Source organism: Luteimicrobium sp. NPDC057192 (assembly GCF_042670205.1).
Lineage (GTDB): Bacteria > Actinomycetota > Actinomycetes > Actinomycetales > Cellulomonadaceae > Luteimicrobium.
In genome coordinates this window covers 22,265-34,595 of sequence record NZ_JBHUWD010000028.1, presented here as the reverse complement: position 1 = coordinate 34,595, position 12,331 = coordinate 22,265, and the positions used below count along the sequence as shown (strand labels likewise).

Below are 12,331 nucleotides of genomic sequence, written 5' to 3'. Positions count from 1 at the left end.
ACGCCGGTACCGACTGGCACAATGTCCGCAGGAGGCTGCCGATGGTGACGATGTCCGATGTGGCACGCGAGGCGGGCGTCTCGGTCATGACGGTCTCGAACGTCCTCACCGAGCGCAAGCACGTGGGACCCCCGACGCGTGCGCGCGTCCTGGCGGCGATGGAGTCGCTCGGGTACGAGCTCAACCTGACGGCCCGCCACCTGCGCGCCGGGCGGACGGACACGGTCGCCCTCATCGTCCCGAGCTTCCACGACTACTTCGGCGAGGTCGCGGACGAGATCGCCCCCCTGATCGAGGCCGAAGGCCGCCACCTGGTCCTCGAGCGGACCAGTGCCAACCCGATCAGCGAGATGGAGTCGGTCAGCGTCGCGCGGGTCCAGATGTACGACGGCGTCCTGCTGTCGGTGGCGGGGCTCGACCGGGAGGCGCTCGACCGCATCAGCACGTCGAAGCCGATCGTCCTCCTCGGCGAGCGCGACGTCCCCGACCACGTCGACCACGTGCGGCTGGCGAACGAGGACGGCGCCCGGATGGCGACGGCGCACATGATCGAGCGCGGAGCGCGGCGCATCCTCGCCCTGGGGTGCACGCTCGGCAGCGAGCACACCATGGAGTCGGACCGGCGCCTCGGCTGGGAGCTCGCGCACCGGCAGGCCGGACTGCCCGTCGACCAGCGGTACGTGGTCCCCATCGGCCCGTACTCCTCGCACTCGGCCCGTACAGCGCTGCTCGCCGTGATCGAGTCGGGCCTCCCGTTCGACGCCGTCTTCGCCGCCACCGACGTCATCGCGCTCGGCGCGGTGGCGGCGCTGGCGGACCGGGGGTTCCGGGTGCCCAACGAGGTCCAGCTCGCGGGCTTCGACAACCTCGACGTCTCAAGCTTCGTCCCGCCGGGGATCACGACGGTCGACCCCAACCACCGGGGCGTCGCGGAGCATGCCGTGCGGCTCCTGCACCGCCGGATGGCCGACGCCGACGCCCCGGCCGAGCACATCGTGGCGCCGGTGCACCTCGTGGTGCGCGGCTCGACCCGCGGCTAGCCCCAGGCGACGCGAACGCCCCTCCGCACGCAGCCGCGCCCGGCGTGCACGGCTGCCGACGGCCGTCCGCTGCCCTGGACACCATCACGCACTCACGACCGAGAGGTACAGCATGAGCACGACGACCGCCGTCATCGACCTCGACCTGCCGGGCCCGGTGATCTCCCGTCACGTGTACGGCCACTTCGCCGAGCACCTCGGCCGGTGCATCTACGGCGGGTTCTGGGTGGGCGAGGACTCGCCGGTCCCGAACGTCCGTGGGATCCGGACCGACGTCGTCGAGGCGCTGCGCGCGATCGCCGTCCCGAACCTGCGCTGGCCCGGCGGGTGCTTCGCCGACGACTACCACTGGCGGGACGGGATCGGCCCGCGCGCCGAGCGTCCGCGGATGGTCAACTCGCACTGGGGCGACGTCGTCGAGGACAACGCGTTCGGGACGCACGAGTTCATGGACCTGTGCGAGCTGCTGGGAGCCGACCCGTACGTGTCGGCGAACGTGGGCTCGGGCACGGTGCAGGAGATGTCCGAGTGGGTCGAGTACCTCACGCGCGCCGACGACTCCCCGATGGCGGCGCTGCGGCAGTCCAACGGCCGTGACGAGCCCTGGCGGGTCCCGTTCTGGGGGATCGGGAACGAGGCGTGGGGCTGCGGCGGCAACCTGCGGGCCGAGCAGTTCGCGTCCCTCGCGCGCCAGTACGCCACCTACGCGCGCAACCAGGGCGGCAACGCGCTCTACCGGGTCGCGGCCGGGGCGAGCGACGACGACTACCACTGGACCGAGACGCTCATGCGGTCCTTCGACGACCTGGCCCGGGACCCCGCGGCCCCCGCGGGACCGTTCCAGGCGCTCTCGATCCACTACTACACGATGAGCGGACCGTGGTCGGACAAGGGGGCCGCCACCGACTTCACGGTGGACGAGTGGTACACCACGATGGCCCGGGCCGACTTCATGAACGAGCTCCTGACCCGGCACTCGACCGTGATGGACCGCTACGACCCGCACCGCAAGGTCGGGCTCGTCGTCGACGAGTGGGGTACGTGGTGGAACGTCGAGCCCGGCACCAACCCCGGGTTCCTGTACCAGCAGAACACGTTGCGTGACGCCCTCGTGGCGTCCCTCCACTTCGACGCCTTCCACCGCCACGCGGAGCGCGTCGTGATGGCGAACATCGCCCAGACCGTCAACGTCCTGCAGGCGATGATCCTCACCGACCCCGAGAGCGGGGCCCTGGTGCTCACGCCGACGTACCACGTGTTCGAGATGAACGCCGGGCACCAGGACGCGAACGCCCTGGCGGTGCACCTGCGGGACGTGCCCGGCATCGAGGCCGCCGGGCGCGAGCTGGCGCTCGTCTCCGCCTCGGCGTCGGTCAAGGAGGACACCGCGCTCGTGTCGCTGTCGAACCTGGACGCGGACGCCGCACGCACGATCGTGCTCGACCTGCGCGGGCGCGGCGTCGTCGGGCACGAGGCCCGGGTCCTGACGGCGGCGGACGTCCGGGCGCACAACACTCCGGAGGTGCCGGACGCCGTCGTCCCGACGCGGCACGAGGGGGTGCGCGCCCACGCGCGCGGGCTCGAGGTCGACCTTCCGGCGCACTCGTACGTCACCGTCAGGCTCGCGCTGCGACCGGCCGGGGCGCCCCGCGTAGGGTGACGCAGATGCTGACTGCCCAGGACGTCGTCGTCCGGATCACGGAGAACGTCGGCGCGGCCCCGCGCCCGGACACCGTCGACACGTTCCTCGCGGGCGACCCGCACGCCCCGGTCGCGGGCGTCGCGGTCACGATGATGGCGACGTTCGACGTGCTGCGCCGCGCCGTCGCCGAGGGGCTCGACCTGGTCGTCACGCACGAGCCGCTCTACTACGACCACCGGAACGAGGCCGAGCCGCGGCTCGCGGCCGAGGACGACCCCGTCCACCGGGCCAAGGCGGCGTTCGTCGCCGAGCACGGGCTGCGCGTCTGGCACCTGCACGACGCGTGGCATGACCGCCACCCCGACGGCGTGGACGAGGGGACGGCCCGGGCGCTCGGCTGGACCGGGCGCGAGGTCCCGGACGCGGCGGGTGTGTACGCGCTCGAGCCGACGACGCTGGGCGAGCTCGCCGCGCACGTCGCGTCCGCGCTGGGGGCGCGGGCGCTGCGGTTCGTCGGCGATCCGGCGCTGCCGGTGTCGGGGGTGGGGTTCGACCTCGGCTTCCGCGGGTTCGACCGCAACCGGCACCTCCTCCAGCGCGACGACGTCGACGTCGCCGTCATCGGGGAGGGGCACGAGTGGGAGACGGGCGCCTACGCGGCCGACCTCGAGGCGGCCGGGATCCGCAAGGGACTCGTCGTCGTCGGGCACGTGCCGTCGGAGCAGGAGGGCATGGCCGAGGTCGCGCGGTGGCTGCGCCCGCTGCTCCCGGAGATCCCTGTGCAGTTCCTCCCCGCGACCGACCCCTACCGGACCCTCAGCGGTGCCATACTCCCCGCATGAGCGAGCAGTACCAGGCGCCGCCGTCGCCGCCGGGGACCTCCCCGCAGCCGGGGCAGTACCCGCCGCCCGGCGCCCACCCTCCGCCCGGGCCGTACGGTTGGGCGCCGCAGCAGCCCTCCGGCTACGGGCCGTACGCGCCCTACCCGTACCCGGTCGCGGCGCCGTTCAACGGGCTCGCGATCGCGTCGTTCGTCCTGTCCCTCGTATGGCTGTACGGGGTGGGGACGATCCTCGCGGTGGTCTTCGGGCTCGTCGCGCTGCGGCAGATCAAGCGCACGGGCCAGCGCGGCCGAGGGTTCGCGATCGCGGGGCTCGTGATCTCCGTCGCGACGGTCCTCGTCGCCGTCATCGTGAGCGCGGCGCTCCTCACGGCGCACGGCCTGAGCGGGGGCGCGAGCGTCCCCGTCGAGGTCCCGGGCATCACGACCTGAGCGCGTCGTGACGGCGCCTCCCCGTCGTCACACCCGTGTGACACCGGCGTGAGAGCATCGGGGCTCCACGCCGTGTCGAAAGGATTCGCATGTCCTCGCTCGTCCCGCTGCCCGCTCACGTCCGGACCACCGACGGGAGCCTGCCGCTCGCCGGCCTGAGCGTCGTCGCCGGGCCGTCCGACGAGGAGCAGCGCCTCGCGGCCGTGGGGCGCGACCTCCTCGGCCTCGCTCCCGCGGAGAGCTCCGAGGGCGCCACGCTGGTCCTCGCGCTCGACGGCGCCGCCGGGCCCGACGGCGCCCGCTCGCCCGAGCGCTACACGCTCGAGGTCACGGCGGCCGGGGCCGCGCTGACGGCGGCCACGACGGAAGGCCTGTTCCGGGGCCTGACCACCCTCGCCCAGCTCGTCACCGCCGACGACGAGGGCCGCGCGGTCCTGCCGGCCGTCGTCGTGCAGGACGCGCCCCGGTACGCGTGGCGCGGCCTCTCGCTCGACGTCGCGCGGCACTTCTTCGAGCCGGACGTCGTCGAGCGCGTGATCGACGAGATGGCGCGGTACAAGTTGTCGGTGCTGCACCTGCACCTCACCGACGACCAGGGCTGGCGGCTCGAGCTGCCCTCGCGGCCGCTGCTCACGGAGATCTCGGGCAAGGGCGAGATCGGCGACGGGGTCGGCGGGTTCTACACGTTGGACGAGTTCCGCCGCCTGCAGCAGTACGCGGCCGAGCGCTACGTGCAGGTCGTGCCCGAGTTCGACATGCCGGGGCACACGAACGCCGCCACGCACGCCTACGGCGAGCTGGTCCCGGGCGGCGAGCCGACCGCCCGGTTCGGCGGCGAGGAGGTCGGGTTCAGCAAGCTCTCGCTCGACCTGCCGGAGACGGAGCCGTTCCTGCGCGACGTCTTCGGCGACATCGCCGCCGCGACGCTCGGCGAGTACGTCCACATCGGCGGCGACGAGGTCTTCACGATGGGCGCCGACGAGTACGGCCGGTTCGTCCTGCTCGCGCACGAGGTCGTCACCGCGGCCGGGAAGAAGGTCGTGGGCTGGCAGGAGATCGCCGAGGCCGAGCTGCCCGCGGGCACCGTCGTGCAGTACTGGGAGGTCCGCAAGGACACGGCACCCCTGCGGCGCGCGGTCGCGGGCGGCGCGAAGCTGCTGCTGTCCCCGGCGGACCGCGTCTACCTCGACATGAAGTACGACGCCGACGACGCGACCGGCCAGGACTGGGGTGCCTCGATGCCGCCCGTCGAGCTGCGCGACACCTACGACTGGGAGCCCGACGCGGCCGTCGAGGGGATCGACGGCGACGCCGTGATCGGCGTCGAAGCGGCGATCTGGAGCGAGCGGATCCCCGACGAGGACACGCTGTTCATGCGCCTGCTGCCGCGGCTGGCGGCGTCCGCCGAGGTGGCGTGGACGCCCGCCTCCTCCCGCTCGTGGGAGGGCTTCGCGGGCCGGGTGGCGCGCGAGTCCGCGCGCTGGCGCGAGCGTGGGCTCACGTTCCACGCGAGCCCGGGCGTCGACTGGGCCTGAGCACCGGCCTGTCAGAAGCTCACGGCACCCTGCTGCCGTGAGCTTCTGACACGCCGGGTGGCGAGGCGGCTTGTCAGAACCTGACGGCACCCTGCTGCCGTGAGCTTCTGACAACGCGTGGAAGACGTGAGCGTGGGGTGCCGCGATCAGGCGCGGAATGCGTTCGTGAGGAACGCCAGGTAGCGGTCGCGGTCGGCTCGCAGCGCGACGGTCGCGTTCGGTGCGTCGGCGGTCCAGGAACGGCGGTCCAGGAGCAGGGCCCCGAGCGCGCGGTCGCTGCTCGTCTCGACGGTCACCGGGCACGTCACGGACTCGGTGACGACGCTCGGATCGGCGATCGCCGCCATGCAGAGCGCGTCGTGGACCGGGGCGCAGGGGCCGAACAGGGCCGCGCGCTCCGCGTCGGGGTCGTGCTCGATGCGGTGCCGCACGAGCCGTGCTGCGGCGACGGCGCCGGGCGTGCCGAGGGCGTGGAGCGCGTCGCAGTCGGCGAGCGTCAGCGGGACGCTCTGCGTCGCGTCGAGCGGCAGGGTCGTGACGTCGCGGACTCCCGCCTCGAGCACGATCCGCGCCGCCTCCGGGTCGACCCACAGGTTGAACTCCGCGGCGGCGGTCACGTTCCCGCCCGCGACGCCGCCGCCCATGAGGACGAGCCGCGGGATGCGGTCCCGCAGGTCCGGCGCGACCGACAGCGCGAGGGCCACGTTGGTGAGCGGACCGGTCGCGACGAGCGTGACGTCGTCGTGCGCGGGGTCACGGTAGAAGTCCACGAGGAACCGGACGGCCTCGTGCGACGCGACCCGGCTGCGGGCGGGGGGCAGGTCGAGGTACGCGGGCTGGAAGTCGGGGTCGCGCCCGTTGAGCTCGTCCCGCGGGATCGGGAAGCCCGGTCGCAGGAGCGGGCGTGGTGCACCCGCGTGCACGGGCACGAGCGCCCCGACGACGTCGAGCGCCCGGAGGGTGTTCTCCGTGACGAAGGGCAGCGCGACGTTCCCGTCGACCGTCGTCACGGCGAGCAGGTCGAGGTCCGGGTGCCCGACGGCGGCCATGATCGCCACGGCGTCGTCGGTACCGGTGTCGCAGTCGAGGACGAGACGCGTGGGCACGTCGTCAGGGTAGGCGCCGCGTCAGATCCAGCTCGGCAGCCACATGTGGATGTGCCAGAAGTCGTACGGGACGGTCTGCGCCGTCCAGATCGGGTAGAAGAACAGGCTCACCGCGACCACGACCGTCACGAAGATGCTCACCCCGACGACGACCCGGCGTCTGGCACGTCTCTCGCCCTGCGTCTCCTCGAGCAGCAACGCGATCACGTACGCGACGGCCAGCATGACCCAGGGCGTGAACACGATCGAGTAGAACGTGAAGATCGTCCGGTGCATGTAGGCGAACCACGGCAACCACCCCGCGACGACGCCCGCCAGCACCGCCGTCGCGCGCCAGTCCCGGGCGACGAACAGCCAGACGAGCGCGACCGCGAGGCACAGCGCGCCCGCCCACCACAGGACCGGGTTGCCGAGCGACGTGACGGCCTGCGAGCACGGCGACGACCCGCAGCCCTGCTGGCCGGGCTTGATCGACTCGTAGTAGAACGACGTCGGCCGCCACTGCAGCATCCAGCCCAGGGGGTTCGCCTGGTAGGGGTGCGGGGTGTCGAGCGTGTTGTGGAAGTGCCACATCTGGACGTGGTACTGCCAGAACGAGCGCAGGGCCGGCGGCAGCCACGTCACTCCCTCGCCGGGGTTGTCGATCGCCCACTGCCGCATGTACGACATGGGGTTGCGGAACCAGCCCCACCACGTCGCCAGGTAGGCGAGCAGCGCCGTGGGGAGCATGACGAGGGCCGCGGGCAGCCCGTCGACCAGGAGCCCGTCCTCCCACCATCGCTTGATCCCGACCGACCGGCGCGCGGTCATGTCCCAGCCGACGGTGAGCAGCCCGAAGACCGCGATGAAGTAGATGCCCGACCACTTCGTGCCGCACATGAGGCCCAGCGACACGGCCGCCAGGAAGCGGTACCAGCGCCAGCCGAGCCGTGGCCCGTACTTGCCGATCTCCCCGCCGGCCTCGACGATCGCCGCGCACCGGTCCGCGAGCCGCCGTCTGGCCTGCTCCCGGTCGAGGATCAGGAACGCGAACGCGACCAGGCCCCAGAACATGACGAAGTTGTCGAGCAGGGACGTGCGCGAGTGGACGATCGCCTCGCCGTCCACCGCCATGAACAGGCCCGCGAGGACGCCGATCAGCGTCGAGCCGAACAGCCGGCGCGCGACCCGTGCCACGATCCAGACCGCGAGGATCCCGACGACGGCCGTGCTGATGCGCCACGCCCACGGGTTCTCCGCGCCACCGAACCGCAGGCCCAGGGAGATCATCCACTTGCCGAGCGGCGGGTGGACGACGTAGTCCGCCTGGTGCAGGAACGTGTCGACGTCGCCCGACTCGAACGCCGGGTTCGGGTTGTCGGGCCACTTGGCCTCGTACCCCGCCTGGAGCAGCGAGTACGCGTACTTGACGTAGTACGTCTCGTCGAAGACGAGGGTCTTCGGGTAGCCCAGGTGGAACAGGCGCAGGACGGCCGCGAGGACCGTGACGAGGAGCGGCCCCAGCCAGCCCCACAGGCGGTCGCGCGCCGTCGAGCCGAGCGCGAGGCGCCGCGGGCCGAACAGCTTGAGGAGGTAGCGGTCGCGGGGGCTCGGCTCGGGCGCGCCCGACGACGCCGCACCCTCCGGCGCCGCTGCGTCGCCTTCGCCCGGGGCTGCGTCAGGACCGGCAGGCTCGGGCGGCGCGGTGTCCGTCGCGGCCGCTGCCACGTGGCGGCCGCCCGGGCTCCCGTCGGCCGGCGCGTCGGACCCGTGCTCGGGCTCGGTGGGCTGCTCGGCGGCACTGCTCGTCGCGGACACGCCCGTCATGGTACGGCGTGCGACAGTGGGGGCCATGAGCAGCGCCGAGACCCGAGCCGAGAGCCGCACCGACCGGCCTTCCGACCGCCCCGGCGGCGTCCTCGTCCTCGCCGCCACCCCCATCGGCAACGCCGACGACGCGTCGCCCCGCCTCCGCCGCCTCCTCGCCGAGGCCGACGTCGTCGCGGCCGAGGACACGCGCCGCCTCCACGCGCTCGCCGGCCGGCTCGGCCTCGAGGTCGGCGGCCGCGTCGTCAGCTACCACGAGCACAACGAGACCGCGCGCGCGGACGACCTGCTCGACGTCGTCGAGGGCGGGGGGACCGTGCTCGTCGTGACCGACGCGGGGATGCCGTCGGTGTCGGACCCGGGCTACCGCGTCGTCACCCGCGCCGTCGAGCGGGACCTGCCCGTCACGACGGCGCCCGGCCCGTCCGCCGTCCTCGCGGCGCTCGCGGTGTCCGGCATAGCGACGGACCGCTTCACGTTCGAGGGGTTCCCGCCCCGCAAGCCGGGCGAGCGGGGGCGGTCGTTCGAGGCGCTCGCCCGCGAGCCCCGGACCATGGTCTTCTTCGAGGCGCCGCACCGGATCGCCGACACCCTGGCCGCGATGGCCGAGGCGTTCGGCGCGGACCGTCCGGCCGCCGTCTGCCGCGAGCTCACCAAGACCTACGAGGAGGTGCTGCGCGGCGGCCTCGGCGAGCTCGCCGAGCGCGCGCAGGCCGAGCCGCTGCGGGGCGAGATCGCCGTCGTGGTCGCGGGGGCGTCGCGGGCCGAGGCCGTGAGCGTGGACGAGCTCGTCGACGAGGTGCTCGAGCGCGTCGCCGCGGGGGAGCGGCTCAAGGAGGCGGTGGCAGCGGTCGCGGAGGCGTCCGGGGTCGGCGGCGCGGCCGTCAGCAAGCGCGACCTGTACGCCGCGGCGCTCGCGGCCCGCACGTCCTGAAGCGAGTTGTCAGAACCTGACGGCAGCAGGGTCCCGTGAGCTTCTGACAACCGGGTGCGCTCCCCGAGCTGTCAGAACCTGGCGGCAGCAGGGTGCCGTGAGCTTCTGACAACTCGTGAGGGAGGCGCGCGCGTCAGGCCGCCGACGACGGCACGAGCGTCACGCCGTCCGCGGCCAGCTCCTCGCGGGCGGCGGCGCCGAGCTCGGGGGAGACCGGCACGGTGAGGTCGGTCAGCACCCGCGTCGGGAGCCCGAGCGCGCGCGCGTCGAGCGCGGTCGCCTTCACGCAGTGCGACTCCGCGATCCCGACGACGTCCACGGCGTCCGCGCCCGCGTCGCGCAGGGCGTCCGCGAGCGACCGGCCGGACGGGTCGGTGCCCTCGAAGCCCGAGTATGCGGCGGCGTGCTGGCCCTTCTTGACGCTGACGTCGGGCGCCAGGTCGGCGAGCGCCGGGTGGAGCTCGGCGTTCGGCGACCCGGCGATCCCGTGCGGGGGCCAGGTGTCCACGAAGTCGGGATGGTCCGAGAAGTGGTCGCCCGGGTCGACGTGCCAGTCCTGCGTCGTCGCGACGAACGCGTAGCGGTCGCGGTGCGCGGCCACGTAGTCGGCGATGCGCCGCGCGACGTCGTTCCCGCCGTCCACGCCCAGCTCGCCGCCCTCGCAGAAGGTCGGCTGCACGTCGACGACCAGCAAAGCCCGGCGGTTCTCCTCGCTCATGACGTCCACTCTGCCACCCGGCCTGCCGGGCGGGGGAGCGCGGCCTACCGTGGGAACCGGAGGTGGGTCGATGGAGACGATCGGGTACTGGGTGAGCCTCGTCGCTCGCCTCCTCGACGAACGGTTCGGGGACGCCGTCCCGCAGGCCGGGCTCGCGCGCCGGCACTGGCACGTCCTCACGCTCCTCGCGGGCGGCGCGGCGCAGTCGGACACGCCCGACGGCGTCCTGCACGGCTTCGAGACCGAGGTCCAGGACCTCGTCGCGCGGGGCTGGGTGCAGGGCGCCCCGGACGGCTGGCTCATCACGTCCGAGGGCCAGACGGCGTACCACCGCCTGCTCGACGACGTCACCGCGGCCCGCGAGCGTGTCACCGAGGGCATCGACCCCGGGGACCTCGAGACCGCCACCCGCGTGCTGCAGCACGTCGCGCGGAACCTGCGACCCGACGTGTGAGGATCCCGGGCGGATCGACGGTTCGTCCTGCGAGCGTGCGCCGCTGCAGGTGGGAGCCGCGAGTAACCTGCGTCACATGCCTCGCGAGATCGAGTTCCGCCGCATCCCCGGCCTGCCGCCGTACGTCTTCACGATCATCGACGCGCTGAAGATCGAGGCACGCCGTGCGGGACGTGACGTCGTCGACCTGGGCTTCGGCAACCCCGACCTGCCGAGCCCCGAGATCGCCGTCGAGAAGCTCGCGGAGGCCGCTCACAACACGCGCAACCACCGGTACTCCGCGTCGCGCGGTATCCCCAAGCTGCGCGAGGCCGTCGCGGGGCTCTACCAGCGCCGGTTCGGCGTCCAGCTCGACCCCGACACCGAGATCATCTCGACGATCGGCGCCAAGGAGGGCTTCAGCCACCTCATGTGGGTGCTGCTGCAGCCCGGCGACGCCGCGATCGTCCCGACGCCCAGCTACCCCATCCACATCTGGGGCCCGTACTTCGCGGGCGCCGACGCGCGGCAGGTCGACATCGGCGACGGCACCGACGCGGCCGGCTACATCGACCGCGTGATGGAGGCGTGGGAGTACGGATGGCCCAAGCCGCGCGTCGTCGTCCTGAGCTTCCCGCACAACCCCACGACGACGATCGCGACCAAGGAGGAGCTGCAGCGGCTCGTCGACTGGGCGCGCGAGCGGGACGTGGTGCTCGTGCACGACCTCGCCTACGCGGACATGACGTTCGACGGGTTCACCCCGCCGTCGATCATGGAGTGCGAGGGCGCCAAGGAGGTCGCCGTCGAGCTGTACTCGATGACGAAGTCGTACTCGATGGCCGGGTGGCGGGTCGCGTTCCTCGTGGGGCGCAAGGACGTCGTCGGGGCGCTCGCGAAGCTCAAGAGCTACCTCGACTACGGGACGTTCCAGCCGATCCAGATCGCCGCGACCGTCACCCTCAACGAGGCGACCGACTACCCGGCCGAGGCGTCGGCGGTGTACGAGGCGCGGCGCGACGCCCTCTACGACGGCCTGCAGCGGATCGGCTGGGAGATCCACAAGCCCGGCGGCACGATGTTCGCGTGGGCGCGGATCCCCGAGCCGTACCGGGACATGGGGTCGGTCGAGTTCGCGACGCACGTCATCGAGCGGTGCGACGTCGCCGTGTCCCCGGGCGTCGGGTTCGGGCCCGGCGGCGACGGTTTCGTCCGGTTCGCGATGATCGAGAACGAGCAGCGGATCGCCCAGGCCGTGCGGGGTCTCAAGCGGGGGCTCGAGCGACTCTGACGCGCAGTCGGCTCAGCGAACCGACGCGGATCGTCGTCCTGAGCCGCTCCGGGCGACGATCCGCGTCAGCTCGACGCGTCAGGCCGATGCGGCGCCCGACGTCGTCCCCGAGCCCTTGGCCTTGCGGGCGTCGACCTGCTTCTGGGCCGTCGCGACCAGTCGGTCGTCGACGAGGTCGTAGACGAGCGTCCCGACCCACACGATGAGCGTCGCCCACACCCAGGTCCAGAACCCGTGGATCGAGAACCCGGACTCGGGGGACAGGATCACGGTGAGTATCAGGGAGACCAGGACGGTCGCCAGCCCGATCACCCACGTGTACTCATGCACGTGCTTGGTGAGGAACTTCGTGAGGAGCGGCCGGACGATCGAGATCAGCACCGTGAACAGCGCGACCGCGACGATGCCCCACAGCCACCCGATCTTCATCCCGGACAGCACGATGTTGGCGATGATGAGCAGGACGCCGTAGGCGATCGCTGCGACGACGAAGCTGACGATCCTCGGGCTCATGACTGTGCCTCCCCCGTCGGCGAGGTCCCGTCGTCGGGAC

Annotated in this window: 12 protein-coding genes; 8 read left to right on the top strand and 4 right to left on the bottom strand. The window is 72.8% G+C overall.

Features of this window, described 5'->3' with window-relative positions; translation table 11 throughout:
* The first annotated feature begins 41 nt into the window (after positions 1-41).
* The 5 genes from ACFT5B_RS13535 (at position 42) to ACFT5B_RS13515 (ending at position 5,490) form a co-directional block, all read left to right on the top strand.
* Positions 42-1,040 carry a LacI family DNA-binding transcriptional regulator gene (locus ACFT5B_RS13535; protein ID WP_386799079.1) on the top strand — a complete coding sequence of 333 codons (999 nt, stop codon included), beginning with the start codon at positions 42-44 and terminating at the stop codon, positions 1,038-1,040.
* 112 nt (positions 1,041-1,152) lie between these two features.
* Positions 1,153-2,700, top strand: a complete 1,548-nt coding sequence (locus tag ACFT5B_RS13530; RefSeq protein ID WP_386799077.1) for an alpha-N-arabinofuranosidase — start codon at positions 1,153-1,155, stop codon at positions 2,698-2,700.
* Between the two features lie 5 nt (positions 2,701-2,705).
* Positions 2,706-3,524, top strand: a complete 819-nt coding sequence (locus ACFT5B_RS13525) for a Nif3-like dinuclear metal center hexameric protein (RefSeq protein ID WP_386799075.1) — start codon at positions 2,706-2,708, stop codon at positions 3,522-3,524.
* Positions 3,521-3,955: a DUF4190 domain-containing protein gene (locus ACFT5B_RS13520; protein ID WP_386799073.1), complete on the top strand. Its 435-nt coding sequence runs from the start codon at positions 3,521-3,523 to the stop codon at positions 3,953-3,955. The genes ACFT5B_RS13525 and ACFT5B_RS13520 overlap by 4 nt, the downstream gene beginning before the upstream one ends.
* A gap of 89 nt (positions 3,956-4,044) precedes the next feature.
* Positions 4,045-5,490 carry a family 20 glycosylhydrolase gene (locus ACFT5B_RS13515; protein ID WP_386799071.1) on the top strand — a complete coding sequence of 482 codons (1,446 nt, stop codon included), beginning with the start codon at positions 4,045-4,047 and terminating at the stop codon, positions 5,488-5,490.
* Between the two features lie 146 nt (positions 5,491-5,636).
* Here the strand turns inward: ACFT5B_RS13515 and ACFT5B_RS13510 are convergent, their stop codons facing one another.
* Together ACFT5B_RS13510 and ACFT5B_RS13505 are read right to left on the bottom strand one after the other, a co-directional pair.
* The gene (locus ACFT5B_RS13510) at positions 5,637-6,596 is read right to left on the bottom strand and encodes a nucleoside hydrolase (RefSeq protein WP_386799069.1); all 960 of its coding nucleotides are present in this window, start codon (positions 6,594-6,596) and stop codon (positions 5,637-5,639) included.
* A 21-nt stretch (positions 6,597-6,617) separates the two neighbouring features.
* Entirely contained in the window at positions 6,618-8,402 is a 1,785-nt protein-coding gene (locus ACFT5B_RS13505) for a dolichyl-phosphate-mannose--protein mannosyltransferase (RefSeq protein WP_386799067.1), read from the bottom strand.
* A gap of 25 nt (positions 8,403-8,427) precedes the next feature.
* Here ACFT5B_RS13505 and rsmI point away from each other — a divergent pair, with 25 nt between their 5' ends.
* Positions 8,428-9,336 carry a 16S rRNA (cytidine(1402)-2'-O)-methyltransferase gene (gene rsmI, locus ACFT5B_RS13500; protein ID WP_386799065.1) on the top strand — a complete coding sequence of 303 codons (909 nt, stop codon included), beginning with the start codon at positions 8,428-8,430 and terminating at the stop codon, positions 9,334-9,336.
* Positions 9,337-9,469: 133 nt separating this feature from the next.
* Here the strand turns inward: rsmI and ACFT5B_RS13495 are convergent, their stop codons facing one another.
* Positions 9,470-10,054: an isochorismatase family protein gene (locus tag ACFT5B_RS13495; protein WP_386799063.1), complete on the bottom strand. Its 585-nt coding sequence runs from the start codon at positions 10,052-10,054 to the stop codon at positions 9,470-9,472.
* A 70-nt stretch (positions 10,055-10,124) separates the two neighbouring features.
* Between ACFT5B_RS13495 and ACFT5B_RS13490 the strand changes: the two genes are divergently transcribed.
* Together ACFT5B_RS13490 and ACFT5B_RS13485 are read left to right on the top strand one after the other, a co-directional pair.
* Positions 10,125-10,508, top strand: coding sequence for a hypothetical protein (locus ACFT5B_RS13490; RefSeq protein ID WP_386799061.1), 384 nt, complete (start codon positions 10,125-10,127; stop codon positions 10,506-10,508).
* A 76-nt stretch (positions 10,509-10,584) separates the two neighbouring features.
* Complete coding sequence (locus ACFT5B_RS13485) at positions 10,585-11,778, top strand: aminotransferase class I/II-fold pyridoxal phosphate-dependent enzyme (protein WP_386799059.1); 1,194 nt, start codon at positions 10,585-10,587, stop codon at positions 11,776-11,778.
* Between the two features lie 78 nt (positions 11,779-11,856).
* Here ACFT5B_RS13485 and ACFT5B_RS13480 read toward each other — a convergent pair whose 3' ends face one another.
* Positions 11,857-12,291, bottom strand: coding sequence for a hypothetical protein (locus ACFT5B_RS13480; RefSeq protein WP_386799057.1), 435 nt, complete (start codon positions 12,289-12,291; stop codon positions 11,857-11,859).
* Positions 12,292-12,331 lie beyond the last annotated feature (40 nt).

Bases quoted from the DNA above. Each gene is read 5' to 3' on its own strand.
- ACFT5B_RS13485 (WP_386799059.1), top strand. From the start codon at position 10,585: ATGCCTCGCGAGATCGAGTTCCGCCGCATCCCCGGCCTGCCGCCGTAC.
- ACFT5B_RS13515 (WP_386799071.1), top strand. From the start codon at position 4,045: ATGTCCTCGCTCGTCCCGCTGCCCGCTCACGTCCGGACCACCGACGGG.
- ACFT5B_RS13535 (WP_386799079.1), top strand. From the start codon at position 42: ATGGTGACGATGTCCGATGTGGCACGCGAGGCGGGCGTCTCGGTCATG.
- rsmI (WP_386799065.1), top strand. From the start codon at position 8,428: ATGAGCAGCGCCGAGACCCGAGCCGAGAGCCGCACCGACCGGCCTTCC.
- ACFT5B_RS13480 (WP_386799057.1), bottom strand. From the start codon at position 12,291: ATGAGCCCGAGGATCGTCAGCTTCGTCGTCGCAGCGATCGCCTACGGC.
- ACFT5B_RS13525 (WP_386799075.1), top strand. From the start codon at position 2,706: ATGCTGACTGCCCAGGACGTCGTCGTCCGGATCACGGAGAACGTCGGC.
- ACFT5B_RS13520 (WP_386799073.1), top strand. From the start codon at position 3,521: ATGAGCGAGCAGTACCAGGCGCCGCCGTCGCCGCCGGGGACCTCCCCG.
- ACFT5B_RS13490 (WP_386799061.1), top strand. From the start codon at position 10,125: ATGGAGACGATCGGGTACTGGGTGAGCCTCGTCGCTCGCCTCCTCGAC.
- ACFT5B_RS13495 (WP_386799063.1), bottom strand. From the start codon at position 10,054: ATGAGCGAGGAGAACCGCCGGGCTTTGCTGGTCGTCGACGTGCAGCCG.
- ACFT5B_RS13505 (WP_386799067.1), bottom strand. From the start codon at position 8,402: ATGACGGGCGTGTCCGCGACGAGCAGTGCCGCCGAGCAGCCCACCGAG.
- ACFT5B_RS13530 (WP_386799077.1), top strand. From the start codon at position 1,153: ATGAGCACGACGACCGCCGTCATCGACCTCGACCTGCCGGGCCCGGTG.